The 24,284-nt window shown below is 56.3% G+C and carries 25 protein-coding genes and 1 tRNA gene; 18 read left to right on the forward strand and 8 right to left on the reverse strand.

Annotated features, from left to right (window positions below; genetic code table 11):
- Positions 1–68: 68 nt before the first annotated feature.
- The 8 genes from H6973_02495 to H6973_02530 form a co-directional block, all read right to left on the reverse strand.
- On the reverse strand, positions 69–752 hold the full coding sequence (locus tag H6973_02495) for an SCO family protein (GenBank protein ID MCP5124528.1): 684 nt from the start codon (positions 750–752) through the stop codon (positions 69–71).
- A 6-nt stretch (positions 753–758) separates the two neighbouring features.
- Positions 759–1,238, reverse strand: a complete 480-nt coding sequence (locus tag H6973_02500; GenBank protein ID MCP5124529.1) for a copper chaperone PCu(A)C — start codon at positions 1,236–1,238, stop codon at positions 759–761.
- 124 nt (positions 1,239–1,362) lie between these two features.
- Positions 1,363–2,340, reverse strand: coding sequence for a DegV family protein (locus tag H6973_02505; GenBank protein ID MCP5124530.1), 978 nt, complete (start codon positions 2,338–2,340; stop codon positions 1,363–1,365).
- A 119-nt stretch (positions 2,341–2,459) separates the two neighbouring features.
- Positions 2,460–2,822 carry a diacylglycerol kinase gene (locus H6973_02510; GenBank protein ID MCP5124531.1) on the reverse strand — a complete coding sequence of 121 codons (363 nt, stop codon included), beginning with the start codon at positions 2,820–2,822 and terminating at the stop codon, positions 2,460–2,462.
- A gap of 6 nt (positions 2,823–2,828) precedes the next feature.
- Positions 2,829–4,286 (reverse strand): aminomethyl-transferring glycine dehydrogenase subunit GcvPB, encoded by a 1,458-nt coding sequence (gene gcvPB / locus H6973_02515; GenBank protein ID MCP5124532.1) that lies wholly within the window; start codon positions 4,284–4,286, stop codon positions 2,829–2,831.
- A 106-nt stretch (positions 4,287–4,392) separates the two neighbouring features.
- On the reverse strand, positions 4,393–4,977 hold the full coding sequence (locus H6973_02520) for a DUF3501 family protein (protein MCP5124533.1): 585 nt from the start codon (positions 4,975–4,977) through the stop codon (positions 4,393–4,395).
- Between the two features lie 16 nt (positions 4,978–4,993).
- Complete coding sequence (locus H6973_02525) at positions 4,994–6,322, reverse strand: Fe-S oxidoreductase (GenBank protein MCP5124534.1); 1,329 nt, start codon at positions 6,320–6,322, stop codon at positions 4,994–4,996.
- Positions 6,323–6,383: 61 nt separating this feature from the next.
- The gene (locus H6973_02530) at positions 6,384–6,803 is read right to left on the reverse strand and encodes a rubrerythrin (GenBank protein MCP5124535.1); all 420 of its coding nucleotides are present in this window, start codon (positions 6,801–6,803) and stop codon (positions 6,384–6,386) included.
- 225 nt (positions 6,804–7,028) lie between these two features.
- Here H6973_02530 and glmM point away from each other — a divergent pair, with 225 nt between their 5' ends.
- The 18 genes from glmM to nuoN all read left to right on the forward strand — a co-directional run bounded on the left by glmM (position 7,029) and on the right by nuoN (position 24,282).
- The gene (glmM, locus tag H6973_02535; protein ID MCP5124536.1) at positions 7,029–8,366 is read left to right on the forward strand and encodes a phosphoglucosamine mutase; all 1,338 of its coding nucleotides are present in this window, start codon (positions 7,029–7,031) and stop codon (positions 8,364–8,366) included.
- Between the two features lie 62 nt (positions 8,367–8,428).
- On the forward strand, positions 8,429–9,181 hold the full coding sequence (locus H6973_02540) for a triose-phosphate isomerase (protein ID MCP5124537.1): 753 nt from the start codon (positions 8,429–8,431) through the stop codon (positions 9,179–9,181).
- A 12-nt stretch (positions 9,182–9,193) separates the two neighbouring features.
- Positions 9,194–9,544, forward strand: coding sequence for a preprotein translocase subunit SecG (gene secG, locus H6973_02545; protein ID MCP5124538.1), 351 nt, complete (start codon positions 9,194–9,196; stop codon positions 9,542–9,544).
- A 10-nt stretch (positions 9,545–9,554) separates the two neighbouring features.
- A tRNA-Leu gene (locus tag H6973_02550) sits at positions 9,555–9,639 on the forward strand.
- A 65-nt stretch (positions 9,640–9,704) separates the two neighbouring features.
- Positions 9,705–10,061, forward strand: a complete 357-nt coding sequence (locus tag H6973_02555; protein ID MCP5124539.1) for an NADH-quinone oxidoreductase subunit A — start codon at positions 9,705–9,707, stop codon at positions 10,059–10,061.
- Positions 10,052–10,528 carry an NADH-quinone oxidoreductase subunit B gene (locus H6973_02560; protein MCP5124540.1) on the forward strand — a complete coding sequence of 159 codons (477 nt, stop codon included), beginning with the start codon at positions 10,052–10,054 and terminating at the stop codon, positions 10,526–10,528. Before H6973_02555 ends, H6973_02560 begins: the two co-directional genes overlap by 10 nt.
- An 11-nt stretch (positions 10,529–10,539) precedes the next feature.
- Entirely contained in the window at positions 10,540–11,244 is a 705-nt protein-coding gene (locus H6973_02565; GenBank protein ID MCP5124541.1) for an NADH-quinone oxidoreductase subunit C, read from the forward strand.
- Positions 11,245–11,305: 61 nt separating this feature from the next.
- Complete coding sequence (locus H6973_02570; protein MCP5124542.1) at positions 11,306–12,565, forward strand: NADH-quinone oxidoreductase subunit D; 1,260 nt, start codon at positions 11,306–11,308, stop codon at positions 12,563–12,565.
- Positions 12,565–13,062 carry an NADH-quinone oxidoreductase subunit NuoE gene (nuoE, locus tag H6973_02575; protein MCP5124543.1) on the forward strand — a complete coding sequence of 166 codons (498 nt, stop codon included), beginning with the start codon at positions 12,565–12,567 and terminating at the stop codon, positions 13,060–13,062. Before H6973_02570 ends, nuoE begins: the two co-directional genes overlap by 1 nt.
- Before the next feature lie 6 nt (positions 13,063–13,068).
- On the forward strand, positions 13,069–14,364 hold the full coding sequence (gene nuoF / locus H6973_02580; GenBank protein MCP5124544.1) for an NADH-quinone oxidoreductase subunit NuoF: 1,296 nt from the start codon (positions 13,069–13,071) through the stop codon (positions 14,362–14,364).
- 37 nt (positions 14,365–14,401) lie between these two features.
- Positions 14,402–16,759 (forward strand): NADH-quinone oxidoreductase subunit G, encoded by a 2,358-nt coding sequence (locus tag H6973_02585; GenBank protein ID MCP5124545.1) that lies wholly within the window; start codon positions 14,402–14,404, stop codon positions 16,757–16,759.
- Between the two features lie 18 nt (positions 16,760–16,777).
- On the forward strand, positions 16,778–17,800 hold the full coding sequence (nuoH, locus tag H6973_02590) for an NADH-quinone oxidoreductase subunit NuoH (protein ID MCP5124546.1): 1,023 nt from the start codon (positions 16,778–16,780) through the stop codon (positions 17,798–17,800).
- Positions 17,801–17,823: 23 nt separating this feature from the next.
- Positions 17,824–18,312, forward strand: coding sequence for an NADH-quinone oxidoreductase subunit NuoI (gene nuoI, locus H6973_02595; protein MCP5124547.1), 489 nt, complete (start codon positions 17,824–17,826; stop codon positions 18,310–18,312).
- A 38-nt stretch (positions 18,313–18,350) separates the two neighbouring features.
- The gene (locus H6973_02600) at positions 18,351–18,989 is read left to right on the forward strand and encodes an NADH-quinone oxidoreductase subunit J (GenBank protein ID MCP5124548.1); all 639 of its coding nucleotides are present in this window, start codon (positions 18,351–18,353) and stop codon (positions 18,987–18,989) included.
- A 10-nt stretch (positions 18,990–18,999) separates the two neighbouring features.
- Complete coding sequence (gene nuoK, locus H6973_02605) at positions 19,000–19,305, forward strand: NADH-quinone oxidoreductase subunit NuoK (GenBank protein MCP5124549.1); 306 nt, start codon at positions 19,000–19,002, stop codon at positions 19,303–19,305.
- Between the two features lie 3 nt (positions 19,306–19,308).
- Entirely contained in the window at positions 19,309–21,261 is a 1,953-nt protein-coding gene (gene nuoL / locus H6973_02610) for an NADH-quinone oxidoreductase subunit L (GenBank protein MCP5124550.1), read from the forward strand.
- Between the two features lie 18 nt (positions 21,262–21,279).
- Positions 21,280–22,797 carry an NADH-quinone oxidoreductase subunit M gene (locus tag H6973_02615; protein MCP5124551.1) on the forward strand — a complete coding sequence of 506 codons (1,518 nt, stop codon included), beginning with the start codon at positions 21,280–21,282 and terminating at the stop codon, positions 22,795–22,797.
- Positions 22,798–22,839: 42 nt separating this feature from the next.
- Entirely contained in the window at positions 22,840–24,282 is a 1,443-nt protein-coding gene (gene nuoN / locus H6973_02620) for an NADH-quinone oxidoreductase subunit NuoN (protein MCP5124552.1), read from the forward strand.
- Positions 24,283–24,284: the final 2 nt, after the last annotated feature.

Below are 24,284 nucleotides of genomic sequence, written 5' to 3' on the forward strand. Positions count from 1 at the left end.
CGCCGCCGCGATATTGACTGGAGTCTGCTGGCCACTACCTGACCTCTGAAGTCCTAGCAGGTAGGCCATTAGTGCGCTGCAGCGTCGTATTCCAGTATCTTCCGAAAATCGGCAGCCATAGCCTCCGGTTGGTGTTCGGTGAAAACCGCGCGTAGCCGCACTTGTGGGTCGATGAGCATCACAGTCGATGAATGGTCGACCGTATAATTCCCCTCCGGCGCATCAGGAATTTTGTAGTAAACACCGAACTGTTTGGCTAACCCAGCCAGTTGCTCGGGCGTCCCGGTTGCACCCTGGAACTTTGGGTTAAAGTAGGGTACATACTTTCCCAGTCGTTCCGGCGTATCCCGGGCCGGATCCACGGAAATGAACAGATAAGCATTGTGCTGATCCAGATTCTCCCGCGCCAGAATTTTCTGCATCTTGCTTAACTCCAGCAGCGTCAATGGGCATACGTCCGGGCAGAAGGTGTAACCGAAGTACACGAAGACCCACTTTCCGCGCCAGCGTTCTCTGGTGAATGGCTGCCCCTCTTGGTCGATCAGCGTGAAATCCTCAACCGGCCGGGGCGGTTCCAGGAAAATGCCAGCGATGGTTGGCGGCTCGGCGCGATTAGAAAGAAGTCCGAAATTTAACCACAGACCAAAGCTGAAGGCCGCTATTCCAGCCGCTATGACTAGCAGCATCCTGGCGCGTGGCGTGATGCGTGGATTGGGGAGACCGAAACGATCTTTATCTGAGCCAGGCTTCATGGCGTGTTAATCGTGATGGTGATGGGCATGGCCGTTAGGCGCCATGTCGGCATCCTTGCCCCGCACCGTGACTTCAATCGGGATTTCGCCCGCTTTCTCAAAGCGCAGCATCAGCGGAAAGGTCTGGCCTGCAGTTAAGGGGTGCTTCAGGCCGATCAGCATGATGTGCAGCCCACCCGGCTGCAGAACGGTTGGTCGATCAGCCGCAACTTCGATCGTTTCCACCTTGCGCATTCTTGCTACATTATTTTCCATAATGTGGGTATGCAATTCGATGGTTTCCGCGACTTCACCGGAGCCTCCCAACAGGCGATCGGCCTCTGGCCCGGTGTTAGTTAAGGTCATGTAGACCGCACCATTGGTCATGGTCGGAGGGCTTTCTCGCGCCCACGGCTCGGTGATTTGAATCGTTTCCGATTCGGCGGCAAAAGCGGACATGCTGGCAATGAGTAGGAAAACCGTTAGAAATCGAGTCATTACTTTCATTGCAATATCGTCTCCTGATAGAGTGATTGAAACTAATAACCCATAATTATACTGATTTTTCCGTTGGAAATCCGACTTCAGATGATCTAGTCGACCTGGAATTCATCTACCGCACTTGTTATTTTTATGGGTTCTCCAGCGTCATTGTCAGCGCTCTCGGGAATGTGGCCGGGGGACCGGCGATATAAGCCAGCGTAAACGCGCCGGGACCAACGTTGATCCCTCCGGCGGTGCTCATGACCGAGAGTAGCGTTTCAATCCCGCATTCCTTGGCGTAACGTTCGAAATCAATAAATGCGCGCTTGCGGCGAATCACCTCAGGATCCCCGGCGTAGCTGGTGTTCACAATGCGCGTGGCTAGTCCTCGGTCAATCGCCTGCCGGGCAATATTAAACAGCTTGATCAAGGCCCGATCAAACCCCCGTTCCTTGTCAACCGCTTGGCTTTTGCCGCGATGAAAACCAATGATCGGCTTAATGTCGAGCAGCGAGCCAAAGCGATAACCAAGCAGACCAATGGATTTTTCACCTTTTTTGCTGCCTCGGTGATGAATATAGAACAGATCTTCAGGAACCAGGTAGCCGTAGACTTGCTGGCTTAGCTGTTCAATAATCTCACGCAACACGCCGAAGGACAGATTATGTTCATCCAGCAAGCGCACAGCTTCATGAACCAGTACGCCCTCACCCGCAAATAAAGTCTTGCTGTCCAGAACGGTCAGATAGAAGGAACCTGTCATGCCTGCTTTCTGGCGTCGTTCGCGGTATTGTTTAAGGATCGCGTAGGATGCTGCGGAGGCGTTAGCGAAAATCGGACTGCGGGTCTGGGCAATAGTGATAACTAACACCCGATCATATTTCAATACCAGATCATCAAGGAACAGATCCATGATTTGTTCCATGGAAAACGGCACTGTTTCAGCATCCAGAGTCTTTTCCGCCAGATACTTGCGATAAAAAGCCTGAGTGGCTTCTGGATCGCGCACATCCTTGAAAAGACCATGACCTAAATGCAGGCTGATCGGCATAATGTAGATATTATTTTGTCGAATATAGGCTTGCGGTAGATCGCAGGCTGAATCAATGACGATTCCGGTTCGCACGGTTGTCTCCTCTATTGCTACTGTTTGCAGAATCAATCTACAAAGAGTAGCAATAGAGAATCAAGAATGGATTGAAAAAATGACAGTCAAGTCAGTCGATGCGCGATAGCGATAGAAAGTCAGCTCAATAAAATCAGCAGCCAGACTACAGCGGCGTTCAACAGGGCCATGAACACTGCTGCCGAGCCTATATCCTTGGCCCGACCGGATAATTCGTGCCGCTCCGGGCCAATACGGTCGATAGCCGCTTCGATACCGGTATTGAGCAGTTCAACAATGACAATCAGCAGGAGGCTACCAATCAGTAACGATCGTTCCACAGCATTATCGCCGAGCCATAGCGCTAGTGGCGTCATGATTGCACACAGTAGTCCTTCCTGGCGGAACGCCTCTTCGTTGCGCCAGGCGGCTCGCAAACCCGCCCAGGAATAGCCGGTCGCATTGACCAGGCGACGCCAACCGGTGTGCTGCTGGAAAGCCATGATCGTTCAGGACTCGCCAACTGGATGCCAGGCCAGGTCCATTTCGCGTGCGGCTCGCACTTCGTCCAAACGGCGCACCGGTCGGTGGTGCGGCGCACCTTTGACCTGTTCAGGGCCGGCTTCCGCTTCCCGTTGAATTTGCCCCATCGCCGCGACAAAACCATCCAGTTCCTCTTTGCATTCGGTCTCAGTTGGCTCGATCAACAGACATTCCGGCACCAGCAACGGGAAATAGGTGGTCGGCGCGTGATAGCCAAGGTCAAGGAGACGCTTAGCGAAGTCCATGGCCGTAATACCCAGGGTTTTGGCCTGACGTTTCAGAGTGATAATGAATTCATGACTGGCTCGCCGTTGTGGGAAAGCGGCATCGAAGCCGGCTTTCATCAGTTCCGCCATAAGATAGTTGGCATTCAAGGTGGAGTAGTCGGCGACCCGTCCCATGCCGGCGCGACCGAGCATTCGAGCGTAAATACAAGCGCGCAAGATAACGCCGGCGTTACCCATGAACGCTGACAGTCGGCCAATGCTCTGTGGACGGTCGGCCTCGCTAAGCCAGCGGTAGCGTTCGCCTTCCCTGGCAACAAACGGTATGGGTAGGAAGGGCTCCAGCCGGGCGTTAACCGCTACTGGTCCTGCGCCGGGTCCGCCGCCGCCATGCGGGGTGGCGAAGGTTTTGTGCAGATTTATATGCATCACGTCAAAGCCCATGTCACCGGGTCGGGCTTTGCCGAGAATGGCGTTGAGATTAGCCCCGTCGTAGTAGAGCAGCCCCCCCGCATCGTGGACGATGGCGGCAATCTCGGTGATGTGGCGCTCAAATACACCCAGTGTCGAGGGATTGGTCAACATCAGCCCGGCTGTTTGCGGCCCGACCGCTTGGCGCAAGGCGGCGAGATCCACATCGCCTTGTGCGTCGGTAGGAATTTCCCGAACAGTGAAGCCGCACATGATGGCAGTGGCGGGATTGGTGCCATGCGCGGCGTCGGGAACCAGGATTTCCTGTCGGGCCTGATCGCCATGCGCGATATGATAGGCGCGGATCATCGCTACCCCAGCAAACTCGCCCTGAGCACCGGCCATCGGTGTCAGTGAGACAGCTTGCATCCCTGTCACCTCCCGCAGCATCTCCTGCAACTCATAAAGACAGGCCAGAAAACTCTGACTGATGTTCTCAGGGGCCAGTGGGTGACGGTTTAGAAAACCCGGTAGCGAGGCCAACCGGTGGCAGGCGCTCGGGTTGTACTTCATGGTGCAAGAACCCAGGGGATAAAAATGGGTGTCGATGGAAAAGTTTTTCTGCGACAGCCGAGTGTAGTGGCGCACGGTCTGCAATTCCGAGACTTCCGGCAACGGCGCGGATTTGGAGCGGCACAAATGAGCAGGCAGGTCGGACAGCGCTTCTTCGGGAGCAGCGGCGGGAACAACGCCTTGTCGGCCTGGCCGGGACTGGTCGAAAATCAGCATCAGGAACACCCACTCAGGTTGGGAAGTCAGCATTCACTCCCCTCGCTCGCTGGCGGGAGAGAAGTTGGGGAAGGGGAAATCCCTTTCCCATAAGGAGAGAGAGACTTTAAGCTAGATCGCCCAACAACGACAAGCGTAAACTTTCGGGGATCACCGGAACCTCAGCGGCGTATTCCGGGTGATTGACGCTGATCGCCAGCGCCGCGCCTTCTTTAAAATGGTTTTTCATCTCCGGCGTAAGTTCGAAGCGCAGGAAATGTACGGCGCTGGTTTTCTCCTCGTTTTCCCGCTCCAGGTCCTCGTCTGCAATGGCGAATACGCGCGCGCAGCCCTCGATCTGAATCCAGATGGCGTCCTCGATTCCCTTTAGGCAGGCGAGCATTCGCCGCCGTTCGTCAACATCCGGGTACTCAATCAGCAGAGTCGCTTTGAAATTGCTTCCATCGGGAACCAGAGGGTTATAGGCTTCCAACTCGCTTTGAATGCCTTCTTCCTCGAAAATCTTTTCGATGCGCAGCATTTCCTGAATCTGATAACGAAGGGTCAGTTCGTCCTCGAACAGCAAGGTCAGGTGATTGCCTAGCGCCAGACTGCGATTCTGTTTGTGAGCGAGTACCCGTGCTCGAAAAGCGGGGCGTTCCCGAGCGTATTGCTCCAGGGTCATCAGGCTGTCACGGGTGATCAGTGACATAACCAGTCCTCCACAGTTAAAGCCCGTAGGCGATCCGAATCAGAGAGATAGGATGTTGCTTCTGCGCTTGGGTTTCACCCATGCCCTGACAGATATGCCGGCCCGCGATCGCGCAGTCCGAACTGACATAATCCGGATTGACTTCGGCCATTTGCCTGAAGACTGGTCGGCCAATTTTCATCGACGTGTCGAAGTATTCGCTCTTCACGCCCCAGGTGCCATCGTGGCCGGCGCAGCGTTCGACGGTATTGACGGTCGTGTTCGGAACCAGTTGCAACAACTCGCGGGTCTTCTGCCCCAGGTTCTGCACTCGCAGATGGCAGGGGATGTGGTAGGAGACCGTGCCAAGCGGCTGTTTAAAATCGGTTTTGAGCAGGCCGTCTTTGTTGCGCAGCGCCAGGTACTCAAAGGGATCAAACATGGCTTCGGCGGCCGCCTGTACATCAGCGTCTTCCGGGTACATCAGTGGCAGCTCTTGCTTGAACATCAGGGTGCAGGAAGGAATGGCGGTCAAAATCGCGTAGCCTTCACGCGCCAGCTTCGCCAGCACCGGAATGTTGATTTCTTTCAGCCGGTTCACCGATTCCAGGTCGCCCAGTTCAAGCTTTGGCATTCCACAACAAGCCTCCTTTTCCACCAGGCGGGTCGGAATCTCATTGTGGACCAGAATCTTTAGCAGGTCGTGGCCAATACCCGGTTCATTGTAATTGATGTAACAGGTGGAAAAAATCGCCGTTTTGCCGGGGGTGCGCTCGCCATCGCGCGCGGGAAAATGACCATTGGCCTGGGCGTTGGCGCGAAAGCGTTGTGAGGCGTAATCGGGTAGTTGGCGGTCGCGATGAACTTTCAGCATTTTGTCCATCATGCCGCGTATGGCTTTGTTTTTGTTAGTGGCGTTGACCGTCTGCGCCACCACGGGAATCGCCAGCAACTTGCCCAGGGCGTCGGTGCTGGTCAGTAGCTTATCCCGGAACGTGACCTCGCCCTTCTTGAACTTGACCGCCTTGGCGCGCAACATCAGGTGTGGAAAATCCAGGTTCCAGGGGTGGGGCGGTACATAAGGACATTTGGTCATAAAGCACACGTCGCAGAGATAGCATTGATCAACGACCTCTCCGTAGCGGGCTTTAGGGATGCCATCCACCTCGCCGGTCTCACCTTCATCAATCAGGTCGAACAGCTTGGGGAAGGCGTTGCACAGGCTGACGCAGCGCCGGCAACCGTGGCAGATATCAAAGACCCGCTCCAATTCGGCGGACAGCATGCTTTCGTTGTAGTAGTCGGGATTTTTCCAGTCGATGGGATGTCGTTTTGGCGGCTCCAGATTGCCTTCGCGGACGCTCATGATAGCCTCTCCTCCAGTGGCGCCTGAGAATCAGGGCGGGCGTTCAGCCCGCCCCGCACCTTCAGTCAACCAACGCGTCCAGAGCTTTTTGGAAGCGGTTGGCGTGTGAGCGCTCGGCCTTGGCCAGCGTCTCGAACCAGTCACCAATTTCATCGAAGCCTTCGTCACGGGCGGTTTTCGCCATGCCGGGGTACATGTCGGTGTATTCGTGGGTTTCGCCCGCGACCGCCGATTTCAGGTTATTGCGCGAAGAGCCAATGGGCAGACCCGTAGCAGGATCGCCGACGTGCGCCAGATAGTCCAGGTGACCATGGGCATGGCCGGTTTCGCCTTCCGCTGTTGAGCGGAACAGAGCCGAGACATCGTTCTGGCCCTCGACATCCGCCTTGTTGGCAAAATACAGGTAGCGACGATTAGCCTGTGATTCGCCGGCGAACGCTGCTTTCAGGTTTTCTTCGGTCTTGGAGCCTTTGAGCTGCATCGGTAAAGCCCTCTCTTTTAGATGGTGGAAATAGGGGAAGACCTCAATAATTACAAGGCCGAATAAAGCATAATTTGCATAAGGCCATCTAGCTAATTGACTTTGGCAATGATGTCAATAGTTATTGCTTATCCTTGGAGGTTCGTATCGATGTAACTTCTTGGGTATGCGCCGCGCTGTTGCGTGGCTATAATCCCTGGTCATACTGAATCAGGGGGTATGGCGATGGGAAAAAGATATTTCGGTACGGACGGTATTCGCGGGCGAGTCGGGGAATATCCGATTACGCCTGAGTTCATCCTCAAACTGGGTTGGGCGGTCGGACGCGCTCTGCGGAGCCGGGATTTCAACAAGGTGGTGATCGGCAAGGACACTCGTATTTCTGGCTACATGTTTGAATCTGCGCTAGAAGCCGGATTGTCCGCAGCGGGCGTCAATATCGCCCTGCTAGGTCCCATGCCGACCCCTGGCATCGCCTATTTGACGCGCACCCTGCATGCCTGCGCCGGCGTCGTGGTCAGCGCTTCGCATAATCCCTACTATGATAACGGCATCAAATTCTTTTCCCGCGACGGACAAAAGCTGCCCGACGAAACCGAGGAGCACATCGAAGATCTGTTGGAGCGGCCGCTGGAAACCGTCGAGCCGGATGCTCTCGGCAAGGCTGAGCGCATCGTGGATGCCTCCGGTCGTTATATTGAATTCTGCAAAAGCACGATTCCTGCCGGCTCCAGTCTGGCGGGTATGAAAATCGTGGTGGATTGCGGGCATGGCGCGACCTACCATGTCGCGCCCAGCGTGTTTAACGAACTGGGCGCAACGGTGATTCCCATCGGCGCATCTCCCGATGGCCTGAACATTAATTTGGACTGTGGCTCTACCAAGCCAGCGGTAATGCGCGAAACGGTTCAGGAAGAGAACGCCGATCTGGGCATCGCTTTAGATGGCGACGGCGACCGGGTCATTATGGTTGATCATCGAGGCGAAATTCTCGACGGCGATGATTTGCTGTTTATCATCGCCCGCGATCGCCTGCGCGCCGGCAGTCGGTTCAATGCGATTGTGGGCACATTAATGACCAATCTCGGATTGGAAATAGCGTTGCGGGCGCTAGGACTCGAATTGCATCGCGTCCAGGTTGGCGACCGCTACGTGATGGAGCGAATGCTGGCCGAAAATTTGATGCTGGGCGGCGAAAATTCCGGGCACATTATCTGCCGGGATCGCACGACAACCGGCGATGGCATCATCTCGGCTCTACAAGTGCTGGCAGCGATGCTGCATTCTGAAAAGAACCTGCATGACCTCAAGGCGGGCATGACCAAGTACCCGCAAACCTTGATCAATGTGTCGGTGAGTGGCGCTGTGGATATCCAGCGCCCGCCAATCCTTGAAGCGGTGCGCACCGTCGAAGCGCAAATGGGAGATCATGGCCGGGTGCTGCTGCGTCCCTCCGGCACTGAACCCGTGGTGCGGGTCATGGTCGAGGGGCCCGATGCCGCTGTGGTTGAGCGCCACGCTCGCGAACTGGCAACTGTTGTCAGAGATACTCTGTCGGTATGATTGATTTCCAGCAACGAAATCCGTAAGCTTCACCGGTTTTTCAGAATCCAGGAGAAAAGAACATGCGCCGTAAGCTGGTGGCCGGAAATTGGAAGATGAATGGCTCGGCGGAAAGCATCCGCGGGTTGTTAGAGGGGATTAAGGCGGGCGCCGTCGAGGTGGCGGCCGTTGAACTGGCGGTGTTCCCCCCGTTTGTTTATCTCGGGCTGGTTGAACAACAGCTCAGCGGGACCACGATTGCCTGGGGAACCCAGAATCTTTCTGAACACGCCTCGGGCGCTTACACTGGCGAAGTGGCCGGCCCGATGCTTCAGGATTTCCATTGCGCCTATGTCATCGTCGGTCACTCCGAGCGCCGCACCTTGTATGGGGAAAGCGACGAGATGGTGGCGCGCAAGTTCGCTGCAGCCCGCAAGGTAGGCGTCAAGCCGATTCTCTGTGTCGGCGAAACTCTGGAAGAACGCGATCAGGGCGTGACCGAGTCAGTCGTGGAACGGCAACTCAAGGCGGTGCTGGATCTGGAAGGCATCGAGGCGTTCAATGACGCAGTCATCGCTTATGAGCCGGTCTGGGCGATTGGTACGGGGCGGACGGCTACGCCGCAACAGGCGCAGGACGTTCACGCTTTCATCCGCGCTAAGCTGGCCGAGCAGAATCCGACGGTGGCTGCTGAAACCCGCATTCTCTACGGCGGCAGCATGAAGGCAGCGAATTCCGGGGAATTAATGGCCATGGCGGACATTGATGGCGGTCTGATTGGCGGCGCTTCGCTGGACGCCAAGGACTTTCTGGCGATTGCCCGTTCAGGCTGCTAAACTGTAGTCATCATGGTTTATACCCTCATCCTCGTCGCGCATGTCATCATCGCCGTTGCTCTGGTAGCCTTGGTGTTGTTGCAGCAGGGCAAAGGCGCTGATGCGGGCGCGGCGTTCGGGAGCGGCGCTTCCGCAACGATGTTTGGATCGCAGGGTTCGGCGTCTTTCTTGAGTCGGACAACAGCGGTTTTGGCGACGGCGTTCTTTTTGACCAGTTTAACGCTGGGTTACTTTGCGACGCGGACTTCGACAGCGCCGGAGAGCGTGATGGAACGAGCGGTATCCGAAACGCCTGCGCCGCCGCCCGAGACCGTCCAAGGTCCGGTCGATGTGCCGCAGTTGCCGCAAGATACTAATAAATAGTGGTTACCATGCCGATGTGGTGGAACTGGTAGACACGCTAGCTTGAGGGGTTAGTGGCGCAAGCCGTGCCGGTTCGAGTCCGGCCATCGGCACCAAATCAGGCATCCTGCCCTGTCGATTGCCAGGGTGTCTTACATATCTCAGTAAGGTGTGACTCCCAATGCTGTCCAATTACCTTCCTGTCCTGATGTTCGTAGTGATCGCCCTGGCGATGGCCGTGGTCGTCATCAGTCTTGGCTTTTTCCTCGGTCCCCGCCGCCCTGATAGCGCGAAATTATCGCCTTATGAGTGCGGTTTCGAGGCTTTTGAGGATTCCCGGATGAAGTTTGATGTCCGCTATTACCTGGTGGCCATCCTGTTCATTATCTTCGATCTGGAAATCGCCTTCCTGTTTCCCTGGGCAATTGTTCTGGACCAGATCGGCCTGTTCGGATTCGCGGCGATGGCAATCTTTCTCGGTATCCTGGTGATCGGTTTCATCTACGAGTGGAAGAAAGGAGCCTTGGAATGGGAATAGAAGGCATTCTGGAAAAAGGCATGGTGACCACCACTGCCGACAAGCTTATTAACTGGGCGCGCACCGGTTCGATGTGGCCGATGACCTTTGGTCTGGCTTGCTGCGCGGTGGAGATGATGCAGGCCGGCGCGGCGCGTTACGACCTGGATCGGTTCGGCATCGTGTTCCGGCCTAGCCCGCGCCAATCCGATGTGATGATCGTTGCCGGCACCCTGTGCAACAAGATGGGGCCCGCCTTGCGCAAGGTTTACGACCAGATGGCCGAACCGCGTTGGGTCATTTCAATGGGTTCCTGCGCGAATGGCGGTGGTTATTATCACTATTCCTACGCTGTGGTGCGCGGCTGTGATCGCATCGTGCCGGTTGACATCTATATACCGGGGTGTCCGCCGACTGCGGAGGCGCTAATTTATGGCATTCTGCAACTGCAGAATAAAATTCGCCGCACCAACACCATCGCCCGTTAAGAGAATCCTCCATGGCTGAAGCGCTTCAGACTCTGCTGGAAAAGTTGCAAACGCGATTTGGCGACACCTTGCTGGACTGTCGGTTGGATCGCGCCGAGGCGACTATCGAAATCTCACCTGATCAGGCGATCGCTATCTTTACCGCTCTGCGCGATGAACCGGATTTTGCTTTCGAGCAAGTCATGGACGTGTGCGGGGTCGATTACGCGGCTTATGGCGATGTAGAATGGGCGACTAGTGAATCCACGAACCAGGGTTTCAGCCGGGGCGTCGTGGAGCGGGCCACTGGGCGTGGTTCAGCAGCTATTCAGGCGGCCGCTGCGGGGCGAACCTTCGCTGGCAAGGGCCGCTTCGCTGCTGTTTACCAATTGCTTTCGGTGTCGCGCAACCAGCGTTTGCGGGTTCGGGTATTTGCCCCGGATGATGAATTGCCGGTTGTGCCTTCGGTTGTGCCCCTTTGGGCTGGCGCCAACTGGTTCGAGCGCGAAGCTTTCGACTTGTTCGGCATCGTGTTTGAAGGTCACCCGGATTTGCGGCGTATCCTCACCGATTACGGGTTTATCGGTCATCCCTTCCGCAAGGACTTCCCGCTGGTTGGCCAAGTGGAAATGCGCTATGACCCCGAGCGTGGTCGCGTAGTGTACGAGCCGGTGAGCATCGAACCGCGCGTGTTGGTGCCCCGCGTTATCCGCCAGGATAACCGCTATCTATCTTAGACTTGCTGTGTGCCCATAATGATGATCCTAAGGGTTAATCCAAGAAAACAAGGATTGAAACATGCCCGAGATTCGTAATTACACCCTGAACTTTGGGCCGCAGCACCCCGCCGCGCACGGCGTGCTCCGCCTGGTGCTGGAAATGGATGGCGAAGTCGTGCAGCGCGCCGATCCGCATATTGGTCTGTTGCACCGGGCCACCGAAAAACTGGCCGAGAGCAAGCCGTTTAATCAAAGCATCGGCTATATGGACCGGCTTGACTACATGTCGGCGATGAGCAACGAACATGCTTATGTGCTGGCGGTCGAGAAGTTGCTGGGGATTGAGCCGCCGGTGCGCGCCCAGTACATCCGGGTGATGTTTGCGGAAATTACCCGTATTCTGAATCACCTACTGTGGATTGGCGCGCATGGGTTGGACATCGGCGCCATGACCATGTTCCTGTATGCCTTCCGCGAGCGTGAGGATTTGCTGGATTGCTACGAAGCAGCCTCTGGCGCTCGTCTGCATGCGGCCTATTTCCGGCCCGGCGGCGTTTATCGTGACCTGCCCAAGAGCATGGCGAAATACGAGTATGAGAAATCGCAATGCCACAGCAAAAAGGATGTGGATGAACGGAACACCCATCGCCACGGGACCCTGCTGGATTTCATTGAGGCGTTTACCGAGCGCTTCCCGCAACGGGTGGATGAGTACGAGACGCTGTTGACCGATAACCGCATCTGGAAACAGCGCACCGTCGGCATTGGCGTGGTGACGCCGGAACGGGCGTTGCAACTGGGTTTTTCCGGTCCGATGCTGCGCGGTTCCGGTTTCGCCTGGGATCTGCGTAAGAAGCAACCTTATGAGGTTTATGACCGACTGGACTTCGATATTCCAGTTGGAGTCAATGGTGACTGCTATGATCGCTATCTAGTGCGGGTCGAGGAGTTGCGTCAGGCCAACCGGATCATTAAGCAGTGCGTGAAGTGGTTGAAGGAAAATCCCGGCCCGGTGATGATCGGCGACCACAAGGTCGCGCCGCCGTCGCGCGAGACAATGAAAGAGGACATGGAGGCGCTGATTCACCATTTCAAACTGTTCACGGAAGGTTATTGCGTCCCCGAGGGCGAGGTCTATGTGGCGACCGAGCATCCCAAGGGCGAATACGGGATTTATCTGATTTCCGATGGCGCCAACAAGCCCTATCGAGTCAAGGTGCGGGCGGCGGGTTTCGCCCATCTTTCATCTATGAACGAGATGACCCGGGGCCACATGCTGGCCGACGTGGTGGCGGTCATCGGTACGCAGGATATCGTTTTCGGGGAGGTTGACCGCTGATGAGCGCGCATAACCACGATGTATTGTCCGCCCATGCCCGTGCGGAAATTGATCACTGGTTGACCCGCTACCCCGCTGATCGGAAACAGTCCGCCGTACTGGCCGCCTTGCGCGAGGTCCAGCATGAGAATGGCGGCTATCTCACGACGGAATTGATGGACGCGGTGGCGGATTATCTCGACCTGCCGCCCATCGCTGTTTATGAGGTCGCCAGCTTCTACTCAATGTTTGAACTGAAACCGGTCGGTCGGCACAGCATTTCCGTCTGCACTAACATTTCCTGCATGTTGCGCGGTGGCGACGCTATTTTGGCGCATCTTGAGAAGAAGCTGGGCATCAAGCTTGGTGAAAGCACTCCCGATGGTAAGTTCTACCTGAAGCGGGAAGAAGAATGCCTGGCGGCTTGTTGTGGCGCGCCAATGATGCAGGTTGACCATGTCTATTACGAGCAACTGACTCCCGAGAAGGTGGATCAGGTGCTGGATCGCCTGGAGTAAACCACAATGGCTAACGAGGTGTGCTACCGGACGCTGGGCCTGGATCGGCCCTGGTCGATGGAGACCTATCAAAGCGTGGGCGGCTACGCAGCCTGGAAGAAAATTTTGGCCGGTGAATTGACCGGCGATCAGGTCATCGACCAAGTCAAGAAATCTGGATTGCGCGGACGGGGCGGCGCGGGATTCCCGACCGGTTTGAAGTGGACGTTCATGCCGCGCAACGCTGCGGTTCAAAAGTACATGGTGTGTAATTCCGACGAGTCGGAGCCAGGCACCTGTAAGGATCGCGACATCTTGCGCTTTAACCCACATGCCTTGGTGGAAGGCATGGCCATTGCCGGGTTTGCTACCGGTTCCACGGTCGGTTACAACTACATGCGCGGCGAATTTCTGGACGAGCCTTACCGGCGGTTTGAGGATGCGGTCAAGGAAGCGTATGCCGCCGGGTTGCTTGGCAAGAATATCCAGGGTTCCGGCATTGACTTTGATTTGTACCCAACCCTGGGCGCTGGCGCTTATATCTGCGGTGAGGAAACCGCCCTGCTGGAGTCGCTGGAAGGCAAGAAAGGCCAACCGCGCTTCAAACCGCCATTTCCCGCCAGTTATGGTCTGTACGGTCGCCCGACCACCATCAATAACACCGAGTCGTTTTCTTCGGTGCCGGCGATTGTGTTAAATGGCGGTGAATGGTTCGCCAGTCTAGGGACAGCGAATGCGGGGGGTACGAAGATTTTCTCGGTGTCTGGGCATGTCGAGAAACCGGGTAATTTCGAGGTGTCGCTGGGTCTGCCCTTCGCCGATCTGCTGGCTCTAGCAGGCGGTGTTTGGAAAGGGCGTCAGCTCAAGGCGGTGATTCCTGGCGGTTCCTCGGTGCCAGTCGTACCGGGCGAGACGATGCTGAAAGCCAACATGGACTACGATTCCATCGCCAAGGTGGCCGGTTCGATGCTCGGCTCCGGCGCGGTGATCGTGATGGACGACACCACCGACATGGTTAAGGTGCTGCAGCGCGTCTCGCGGTTTTACTTCTCTGAATCCTGCGGGCAATGCACGCCCTGTCGCGAAGGCACCGGCTGGTTGTATCGTGTGGTCACCCGAATTGTCGAAGGCAAGGGCAGGCCCGAGGATCTGGAATTACTAGACAGCGTGGCCAGCAAGATCGAAGGACGCACCATTTGCGCGCTAGGCGACGCCGCGGCCATGCCGGTGCGCAGTTTCGTCAAGCATTACCGTCACGAATTCGCCTATTACATCGAGTACAAGCGCAGCATGGTTGCCGGCGCTACGGCGCTGGCTGCATGAGCCGCGAAACCACTAACACCGTTGCAGTGGGTAAGAGATGAGCGAGGAACAGGTCAATATCGAAGTTAACGGCATTGCGCTGCAAGCCCGTAAGGGCGCGATGCTCATCGAGATCACTGATGCGGCGGGCATTCCTATCCCCCGGTTCTGTTATCATAAGAAACTGTCCATCGCCGCCAATTGCCGGATGTGTCTGGTCGAGGTGGAAAAGGCGCCCAAGCCGCTGCCGGCCTGTGCGACTCCGGTGATGGAGGGTATGAAGGTTTATACCCGATCGCCCAAGGCGCTGGCCGCGCAGAAAGGTACCATGGAATTCCTGCTGATCAATCATCCGCTGGATTGTCCCATTTGCGATCAGGGCGGGGAGTGCGAGTTACAGGACGTAGCGCTGGGTTATGGCGGCGATGTATCGCGCTTTGCCGAGCGCAAGCGGGTGGTTCGGGACAAGGATATCGGTCCGCTGATCGCCACGGAAATGACCCGTTGTATTCACTGCACCCGTTGCGTGCGCTTCGGTGAGGAAATTGCTGGGTTGCGTGAGCTGGGCGCGACTGGCCGCGGCGAAAATGTGGAAATCGGCACATTCGTTGCTCATAGTGTGATTTCGGAACTGTCGGGCAATGTCATCGATCTGTGTCCGGTCGGGGCGCTGACCGCTAAGCCTTCCCGCTACAAGGGACGTTCCTGGGAATATGTGCAACACGCGGGCGTTGCGCCGCATGATTCCGTCGGCTCCAACATCTTCATCCACACCCTGCGTGGCCAGGTAATGCGGGTCGCGCCGCGCGAGAACGAGTCGATTAATGAAACCTGGATTTCCGACCGGGATCGATTCGGTTACGAGGGCATCTACAGCGACGACCGGTTGGCCGGACCGCTGGTTGACGGCGTTGAAGCGAGTTGGGAATCCGCCCTGGAAGCGGTAGCGACTCATTTAAAGGATGTGATCACCCAACATGGTCCTGCTGCCGTCGGTTTTCTGATTTCCCCGACCGCCACGGTTGAGGAAATGTATCTGGCGCAAAAACTGGCGCGGGGTCTGGAGGTCGTGAATATTGATCACCGGCTCAGACAGGCTGATTTCAGCGATCAGGCGGCAGCGCCGGTGTTCCCCTGGCTGGGGCAGGCGCTGGAGGATTTGGAAAAAGTGGGTGCGGCGCTGCTGATCGGCTCTAATGTGCGCATGGAGCAACCGCTGGCTGGCCATCGTTTGCGCAAGGCGGCGCTGGCGGGCGGGCAGATCATGTTCATTAATCCCCGCGACTTTGAATTTCGCTTCCCGGTCGCCGCCAAGCGGATTGTTGATCCTGCCGGCATGGTAGCGGCCTTGGCCGGCGTCGCCCAGGCTGTTGCCGAACTGAAAGGCACAACTCTACCGGGAAATCTGGCGAGTTTGGCGTCCGGAGCTCCAGGTGAAACAGAACGCGCGATGGCTGCTCACTTGGCGAATAACGCAGCAAGCACGGTGCTGCTAGGCAATTTAGCGCTGGCGCATCCCGCGTTGGCCGCACTGCGGGCGCTGGCGGGTTTCGTGGCGCAGCAGACCAGCGCCTGGCTGGGTTATTTGCCGGAAGCGGCGAATTCTGCCGGTGGCTGGTTAACCGGCGCGTTGCCACACCGTCTGCCAGGTGGTCAATTGGCGCCGATCGCCGGTCTGGATGTGCGGGCAATGCTGGAAACTTCGCGCAAGGCTTACGTGCTGATTGGCGTTGAACCGGAACTGGATTGCTGGGACGGCGCGGCGGCGCTGAAAGCCATGCAGAGCGCGGAACAGGTGATTGCACTGAGTCCCTACGCCAGTGCAGTCAGTAAACAGTACGCAAAAATCATTCTGCCCGTTGCTACCTTCGCGGAAACTTCAGGAACCTATGTCAATGCCGAAGGGCGCTGGCAGAGTTTTCAGGGCGCGACCAAACCGTTTGGCGAGGCGCGTCCAGCCTGGAAGGTCTTGCGCGTGCTGGGCAACCTGTGTGGGGTGAGCGGTTTCGATTACACCAGTTCCGAGGAAGTTCTGGCCGAGGCGCAAAATGCCTGCGCTCAGGTACGGCCGGATAATGCGCCGGATTTCGGCCAACCACTGACTCTGTTCCAGACCGATGGCCTGTTGCGGGTAGCGGATGTGCCGATTTACGCCACTGATCCATTGGTTCGACGCGCCCGTTCCTTGCAGACCAGCGCTTTGATGCGGCCTGCCGAGGTGCGTTTGCATCCGGATGTAGCCCAGGAACTGGGGGTCGCTGGACGCGAACAGGTTCAGGTGCGCCAGAACGGCGTCGCGGTCGATTTGCCTTTAATGCTGGACGAGAGCATTCCCCGAGGATGTGCCTGGATTCCGGCGGGGTTGCACGGCAGTATTGCGCTCGGGCCGGCAGTGGGGCCGGTGGCCATTCAATAACAACCAGGATCCGGGATCATGGAAACGCTGTGGACGGTCATCTTTAACCTTCTGAAAATTGTCGCCGTACTGATGCCGCTGTTGTTGGCGGTGGCCTATCTGACCTTTGCCGAGCGCAAGATTATTGGCTATATGCAGGTGCGAATCGGGCCCAACCGGGTCGGCCCCAAGGGTTGGCTGCAACCGATTGCTGACGCCATGAAGCTGATGTTCAAGGAAATCGTCATTCCGACCCGCGCAGATCGTTTCCTGTTTCTCCTGGCGCCGGTCGTGTCCTTCGGTCCAGCGCTGGCGGCCTGGGCGGTGATTCCCTTTGGCGATGGCCTGATGATTTCGCATCTGGACGCCGGTCTGTTGTATCTGATTGCCTTAACTTCGATGGGCGTTTATGGGGTGATCATTGCCGGATGGGCCTCGAATTCCAAATACGCCTTTCTGGGTGCCATGCGTTCGGCGGCGCAGATTGTCGCTTATGAAATCGCCATGGGTTTCGCGCTGGTCGGGGTGTTGATGGCGGCGGGCAGTCTGAATCTCAACCAGATTGTACTGGCTCAGCAAGGTAACCTGTTGCACTGGTTCTGGTTGCCGCTGCTGCCGTTGTTCCTGGTGTACTTCATCTCCGGCGTGGCGGAAACCAACCGCGCGCCGTTTGACGTGGCGGAAGGCGAATCAGAGATCGTGGCTGGCTTCCATGTCGATTATTCTGGTATGGCTTTCGCGGTGTTCTTCCTCGCGGAATACGCCAACATGATCCTGGTGTCGGCGCTGGCCTCGACCTTGTTCCTGGGCGGCTGGCTGTCGCCGTTCGAGGGCGTTCCGGTGTTGGGCAGTCTGTTTGCCTTCGTACCTGGGGCGATCTGGCTCATCATCAAGATCTCGTTCCTGCTGCTGTTTTTCCTCTGGTTCCGCGCGACCTTTCCCCGCTACCGCTATGATCAGATCATGCGCCTGGGATGGAAGGTGTTTATTCCAGTGACCCTGGTGTGGATCCTGGTGATCGGGCTGGGCGTACTGGGCCAAGTCGGTCCGTGGTTTGATTGATGCGGAGTAAAGTGATGAACACACTGAACGCCCTTCGTTACTACTTCAAGAGTTTCGTGTTGTGGGAACTGTTGCTGGGTTTGGGAGTGACCGGCCGTTATCTGTTTTCCAAAAAGATCACGGTGCAATACCCGGAAGAGCTAACCCCGTTGTCGCACCGGTTTCGCGGTCTACATGCCCTGCGTCGTTACCCGAATGGCGAGGAACGGTGTATTGCCTGCAAACTGTGCGAGGCGGTTTGTCCAGCGCTGGCGATTACCATTGAATCCGAGCAGCGCGAGGATGGCACCCGGCGTACAACCCGCTATGACATTGATTTGTTCAAGTGCATCTACTGCGGCTTCTGCGAGGAAGCCTGTCCGGTGGATTCCATCGTGGAAACCCGGACCTTTGATTATCATTTCGAGAAGCGCGGCGAGCATATCATGACCAAGGAGAAGTTGCTGGCGCATGGCGACCGTTGCGAAGCCCAGATTGCCGCCGACCGGGCCGCTGATGCGGCTTATCGCTAACCGGCCCCGTTTCCAGAAAATAACCAGCAGGTCCGCTCATGGGATTTGAAAAATTTCTGTTCTACGTCTTTGCTCTGATCTTGATCTTTGCTGCGGTCAGAGTCATCACGGTGCGCAACCCCGTACATGCCGCGTTGTTCCTGGTGCTGGCGTTTTTCACTAGCGCCGCGCTTTGGCTGTTGATTGAAGCGGAGTTTCTGGCCATTACCCTGGTGTTGGTCTATGTCGGCGCGGTGATGGTGCTGTTCCTGTTCGTGGTCATGATGCTCGACCTGAATGTCGATCCGGTGCGGGAAGGCTTCATCAAATACCTGCCGGTCGGCGCAACTGTCGCCCTGCTTATTGTGATTGAAATGGGGCTGGTGGTTAGTTCCAATTATTTTGGCCCGGATCAGTACAGCCTGATGTCCCATGCGGCGGATTACAGCAATACCAAAGAGCTGGGCAGCGTCTTGTACACCTTTTATGTCTATCCATTTGAGATTGCCTCGGTAATCCTGCTAGTGGCGATCATTGCCGCCATCTCGCTGACTATGAGGCGTCGGGAAGGCGTGAAATCCCAGGATCCAGGGCAGCAGGTGCGCGTATCGCGGGATGATCGGGTGCGTGTGGTGCGCATGGCCCCGGAAAAGAAACTTGCGCCCCAATCATCCCTCATTCAGGACAACCAGGATTGAAAGAAAACCGATGATTGCACTGACTGATTACCTTGTGCTGGGCGCAATCCTCTTTTGTCTCAGCGTAGCCGGTATCTTTCTGAACCGGAAAAACGTCATCATTTTATTGATGTCGATTGAGTTGATGCTGCTGGCGGTGAATTTTAACTTCATCGCTTTCTCGCAGTTCCTCGGCGACACGATTGGCCAGGTTTTCGTATTTTTCATTCTGACCGTGGCCGCGGCTGAATCGGCCATTGGCCTGGCCATCCTGGTGGTGCTGTTCCGTAACCGCCGCACCATCAACGTCGCCGACCTCGACACGCTGAAGGGTTAGCCCATGCAAAATGTCTATCTCGCGATTGTGCTGGCGCCCTTGTTCGGCGCCATTATCGCCGGTTTGTTTGGCCGCAAGATTGGCCGCGCTGGCGCTCACTGGGTGACTATTATCGGCGTGGCGATTTCCTTCCTCTTGTCGTTGGTGGTGCTGCGTCATCACGTTCTGGACGGCGCTGATCCCTACAACGGTTCGGTCTACACCTGGATGGTGGTCGAAGGCATTCGCTTCGAGATCGGCTTCTTGGTCGATAATCTGACCGCGGTGATGATTTCCACCGTGACTTTCGTGTCGCTGATGGTCCATATCTACACCATCGGCTATATGCATGACGATGATGGCTACCAGCGTTTCTTTAGTTATATCGCATTGTTCACCTTCGCTATGTTGATGTTGGTGATGGCTAACAACTTCCTGCAATTGTTCTTCGGCTGGGAAGGGGTGGGTCTGGTGTCCTATCTGCTGATTGGCTTCTGGTATAAGCGTGAAAGCGCCATTTTTGCCGGGTTGAAAGCCTTCCTAGTCAATCGAGTGGGGGATTTCGGTTTTCTGCTGGGCATCGCCGCCGTGCTAATGACATTTAACAGCATCGATTACGCGGATGTGTTCGCCGCCGCGCCATTGGTGAAAGAGATGACGGTGCAGGTGATTCCCGGCGTGGATTGGTCGCTGATGACCCTGATTTGCATCCTGCTGTTTATTGGCGCGATGGGTAAATCGGCGCAGGTCCCACTGCATGTGTGGCTGCCGGATTCGATGGAAGGTCCGACGCCGATCTCGGCATTGATCCATGCCGCGACGATGGTGACCGCCGGTATTTTCATGGTGGCGCGTATGTCGCCGTTGTTTGAATTGTCGGAGACCGCGCTGAGCGTGGTGCTGGTCATTGGCTCGATCACTGCGCTGTTCATGGGCTTCCTGGGCATCATCCAGAATGACATCAAACGGGTGGTGGCCTATTCGACCCTTTCGCAACTGGGCTATATGACGGTCGCGCTAGGCGTATCGGCCTACTCGGCTGCGATTTTCCACCTGATGACCCACGCCTTTTTCAAGGCGTTGCTGTTCCTTGGCGCAGGATCGGTGATCATCGCCATGCACCATGAGCAGGATATCCGTAAGATGGGCGGGTTGTGGAAGTATATGCCGATTACCTGGTTCACTTTCCTGGTGGGCACCCTGGCGTTAATCGGCACACCAGGCTTTGCCGGCTTCTACTCCAAGGACAGTATCTTGGAAGCCGTGCATTACTCGGAGATCGCTGGCGCCGGTTTCGCCTACTTCTCGGTCATGCTGGGTGTATTTATCACTTCGTTCTACTCATTCCGCTTGTACTTCATTGTGTTCCACGGCCAGGAGCGTATGGATCATCATACAAAGGAACATCTGCACGAAACCCCGGCGGTGGTGACTGTGCCTTTGATGATGCTGGCCATTCCCTCGGTGATCATCGGCGCCTTGGCTATTGAGCCGTTGCTGTTTGGCGGAGGATTCAAGGATGCTATCTTTATTGCGCCGGAACATGATGTCCTCAAGCATCTCGCCGAACATTTCCACGGTGCGGTTAGCTTCGCCGCACATGGCTTAACCGGGTTGCCCTTTATTTTGGTGCTGGCTGGATTCGGCTCGGCATTCTATCTGTACATGATGCGACCGGATCTGCCGGAACTGATCCAGCAAAAGTTCGCGGTGCTGTACGACATCATGGTGCGCAAGTACCTGTTCGACGAAATCTACCAGTCGGTGTTCATGCGCGGCAGTCGGGAGCTGGGAACGGCGCTGTGGAAGTATGCCGACGCCGGGCTGATCGATGGTGTGATGGTTAATGGTTCGGCCCGCCTGGTTGGCTGGTTCGCCGCCATCGTCCGATATATACAGACCGGTTATCTGTATACGTATGCCTTTGCTATGATCATCGGCCTGCTGATCCTGTTGACTTGGTTCGTCGCCCGCTAACCTGGAAGAAGAAAAACCATGCTGTCGGAACTGCCTCTGTTGAGTCTCGTTATCTGGTTCCCGATCCTGGGCGGCATTGCGGTGTTGTTCGTGGGTGACGAAAACCCCGCGCGCGCCAAGGCGCTGGCCCTGACGGTCGCGATCCTGAGTTTTCTGATCGGTATCCCACTGTTTTCGTCGTTTGACGCCACCACGGCGTCCATGCAATTCCAGGAATTCGTGCCGTGGATTCCCATGTTCAGCGTCAATTACCATCTGGGTGTTGATGGGTTCTCCATGCCGTTGATCCTGCTGACTGCGTTCATGACCGTGCTGGTGGTGATCGCCGGCTGGGAAGTGGTGCAGTACCGGATTGCCCAGTACCTGGCGGCGTTCCTGATCATGGAAGGGTTGATGATCGGGGTGTTTGCCGCGCTGGATGCGATTCTATTCTATGTGTTCTTCGAGGCGATGCTAATCCCGATGTTTCTGATCATTGGTATTTGGGGCGGGCCGCGCCGAGTGTATGCGACGATCAAGTTTTTCCTGTACACCTTCCTTGGTTCGGTGTTCATGCTGATTGCTCTGATCTACCTGTACAACCAATCGAGCAGCTTTGAGATTCTCGATTTCCACAAGCTGCCGCTGAGCCTGACCGAACAGGTGCTGATCTTCTTCGCCTTCCTGCTGGGTTTTTCGGTTAAGGTGCCGATGTGGCCGGTGCATACCTGGTTACCGGATGCTCACGTTGAGGCGCCGACCGGAGGGTCTGTGATTCTGGCGGCGATTACTTTGAAGATTGGCGGTTATGGTTTCCTGCGGTTTGCCCTGCCGATTACCCCAGATGCCGCCGGGACGCTGGACTGGTTGGTGATTACGCTGTCGCTGATCGCCGTGGTCTATATCGGTCTGGTAGCCCTGATTCAGCAGGATATGAAGAAGCTGATCGCCTATTCTTCCATCGCACACATGGGGTTTGTAACGCTGGGCTTCTTCATCGTGTTCAGCATCTATCGCGATACGGGCAGCCTGAGCGGCGCGGCTATGGGCATTGAAGGCAGCATGGTGCAGATGGTGTCACATGGCTTCATTTCCGGCGCGTTGTTCCTGTGCGTCGGCGTGCTGTACGACCGGGTGCATTCCCGTCAGATCAGGGATTACGGCGGCGTCGTCAATACTATGCCGATTTTTGCCGCTTTTATGGTGTTGTTTGGCATGGCCAACGCCGGGTTGCCCGGCACTTCAGGATTCGTTGGCGAATTTATGGTGATTCTCAGCAGCTTCAAGGCTAGTTTCTGGATCGCTTTTTTGGCTTGCACCACCCTGATCCTAGGTGCGGCCTATACCCTGTGGCTAGTCAAACGGGTGATCTTTGGCGAAATCGGCAACAGCCATGTCGCTGAACTGAAAGACGTGAGCACCCGTGAAATCATCATGCTGAGTCTGCTGGCGGCGGCGGTGCTGCTGCTCGGGGTTTGGCCAGATCCACTGACCTCGGTGATGCATACCTCTGTGGATAATCTGCTTCAGCAGGTTACCGCATCCAAGTTATTGTAATTGTTCCTTGCAGAGAAGAAATCGGAGAATAGGGATAATCCAATGAATTTCGTCGCCCCTGATTTCATGCCGGTTCTGCCGGAACTGTTCGTACTAACTCTGGCCTGTTTGCTCCTGGTCATTGATGCGTTCCTGGAACAACGGCAACGACACATTACCTACGGATTGGCGCAGCTCACCCTATTGGGCGCGGCGCTGTTGACCCTGGTGACTTACGCCCATGCGCCGGTGACCACTATGTTTGGTCATTACATCAAGGATGCAATGGGTGATTTGCTCAAGTTGTTCATTTATCTCGCCACCGCCGCTGGGTTTCTGTACTCGCGCGATTATCTGCGTCAGCGTGACCTGTTCAAGGGCGAGTATTATGTGTTGGGCCTGTTTGGGGTGCTGGGCATGATGATCATGGTGTCAGCGCACAGCCTGCTCACCGTGTATCTGGGCCTGGAATTGCTCTCGTTGTCCTTGTATGCGCTGGTGGCGACCGACCGTGACTCCCCGGTCGCCTCCGAGGCGGCTATGAAGTACTTCGTGTTGGGTTCATTGGCCTCCGGGATGTTGCTGTACGGGATTTCGATGATTTACGGCGCGACCGGCAGCATCGATCTCCAGGTCGTGGCCGATGTGGTGGCCGGCCAGGGCATGGAAAACTTGGTGCTGGTGTTTGGACTGGTGTTTCTGGTCGTCGGCTTGGCGTTCAAGCTGGGTGCCGTGCCGTTCCACATGTGGGTGCCGGATGTTTATCAGGGTGCCCCCACCTCGGTCACGTTGTACATTGGTTCAGCGCCCAAGCTGGCGGCCTTTGCTCTGATCATGCGGGTTCTGGTCGATGGTCTAGGTACGTTGCAGGGTGACTGGCGGGAGATGCTGATTATTCTGGCGGTGCTGTCGATGGCTGTTGGCAATCTGGTCGCGATCGTCCAAAGTAACATTAAGCGGATGCTGGCCTACTCGACTATTTCCCATGTCGGTTTTCTGTTGCTCGGTATTCTAGCCGGCACCGCTGAGGGTTACGCAGCGTCCATGTTTTACGCTATCGTCTATGTGTTGATGGCGGTGGGAGCGTTCGGCATGGTCATCCTGTTGAGCCGCACTGGCTTTGAGGCGGAGAACATTGATGATTTCAAAGGCTTGAATGATCGTAATCCATGGTTGGCATTCCTGATGATGATGATCATGATGTCCATGGCCGGCGTGCCGTTTTTGGCGGGGTTTTATGCCAAATGGGTGGTGTTGCAGGCGGTGGTGGACATCGGCTTGGTCTGGTTGGCGCTGGTGGGTGTGGTGTTCTCGGTGATCGGCGCTTTCTACTATCTGCGGGTGGTCAAATGCATCTACTTCGACAAGTCCGAGGCGGGCGAGCCGGAGATTGAAATGAGTCGGGATACGGAGATCGTGATCAGCGCGAACGGTTTGTTGTTAGTATTGCTCGGCTTGTATCCGACAGCCTTGATGACTTGGTGCGCGACGGCGATGCTGAATTGACC

Source organism: Gammaproteobacteria bacterium (assembly GCA_024235095.1).
Lineage (GTDB): Bacteria > Pseudomonadota > Gammaproteobacteria > Competibacterales > Competibacteraceae > UBA2383.

Bases quoted from the DNA above. Each gene is read 5' to 3' on its own strand.
- H6973_02495 (MCP5124528.1), bottom strand. From the start codon at position 752: ATGAAGCCTGGCTCAGATAAAGATCGTTTCGGTCTCCCCAATCCACGC.
- H6973_02585 (MCP5124545.1), top strand. From the start codon at position 14,402: ATGAGCGAGGAACAGGTCAATATCGAAGTTAACGGCATTGCGCTGCAA.
- H6973_02520 (MCP5124533.1), bottom strand. From the start codon at position 4,977: ATGTCACTGATCACCCGTGACAGCCTGATGACCCTGGAGCAATACGCT.
- H6973_02530 (MCP5124535.1), bottom strand. From the start codon at position 6,803: ATGCAGCTCAAAGGCTCCAAGACCGAAGAAAACCTGAAAGCAGCGTTC.
- H6973_02615 (MCP5124551.1), top strand. From the start codon at position 21,280: ATGCTGTCGGAACTGCCTCTGTTGAGTCTCGTTATCTGGTTCCCGATC.
- nuoE (MCP5124543.1), top strand. From the start codon at position 12,565: ATGAGCGCGCATAACCACGATGTATTGTCCGCCCATGCCCGTGCGGAA.
- H6973_02510 (MCP5124531.1), bottom strand. From the start codon at position 2,822: ATGGCTTTCCAGCAGCACACCGGTTGGCGTCGCCTGGTCAATGCGACC.
- H6973_02540 (MCP5124537.1), top strand. From the start codon at position 8,429: ATGCGCCGTAAGCTGGTGGCCGGAAATTGGAAGATGAATGGCTCGGCG.
- nuoK (MCP5124549.1), top strand. From the start codon at position 19,000: ATGATTGCACTGACTGATTACCTTGTGCTGGGCGCAATCCTCTTTTGT.
- secG (MCP5124538.1), top strand. From the start codon at position 9,194: ATGGTTTATACCCTCATCCTCGTCGCGCATGTCATCATCGCCGTTGCT.
- H6973_02565 (MCP5124541.1), top strand. From the start codon at position 10,540: ATGGCTGAAGCGCTTCAGACTCTGCTGGAAAAGTTGCAAACGCGATTT.
- H6973_02600 (MCP5124548.1), top strand. From the start codon at position 18,351: ATGGGATTTGAAAAATTTCTGTTCTACGTCTTTGCTCTGATCTTGATC.
- nuoL (MCP5124550.1), top strand. From the start codon at position 19,309: ATGCAAAATGTCTATCTCGCGATTGTGCTGGCGCCCTTGTTCGGCGCC.
- nuoF (MCP5124544.1), top strand. From the start codon at position 13,069: ATGGCTAACGAGGTGTGCTACCGGACGCTGGGCCTGGATCGGCCCTGG.
- H6973_02500 (MCP5124529.1), bottom strand. From the start codon at position 1,238: ATGAAAGTAATGACTCGATTTCTAACGGTTTTCCTACTCATTGCCAGC.
- H6973_02560 (MCP5124540.1), top strand. From the start codon at position 10,052: ATGGGAATAGAAGGCATTCTGGAAAAAGGCATGGTGACCACCACTGCC.
- nuoH (MCP5124546.1), top strand. From the start codon at position 16,778: ATGGAAACGCTGTGGACGGTCATCTTTAACCTTCTGAAAATTGTCGCC.
- H6973_02525 (MCP5124534.1), bottom strand. From the start codon at position 6,322: ATGAGCGTCCGCGAAGGCAATCTGGAGCCGCCAAAACGACATCCCATC.
- H6973_02570 (MCP5124542.1), top strand. From the start codon at position 11,306: ATGCCCGAGATTCGTAATTACACCCTGAACTTTGGGCCGCAGCACCCC.
- gcvPB (MCP5124532.1), bottom strand. From the start codon at position 4,286: ATGCTGATTTTCGACCAGTCCCGGCCAGGCCGACAAGGCGTTGTTCCC.
- H6973_02555 (MCP5124539.1), top strand. From the start codon at position 9,705: ATGCTGTCCAATTACCTTCCTGTCCTGATGTTCGTAGTGATCGCCCTG.
- glmM (MCP5124536.1), top strand. From the start codon at position 7,029: ATGGGAAAAAGATATTTCGGTACGGACGGTATTCGCGGGCGAGTCGGG.
- nuoN (MCP5124552.1), top strand. From the start codon at position 22,840: ATGAATTTCGTCGCCCCTGATTTCATGCCGGTTCTGCCGGAACTGTTC.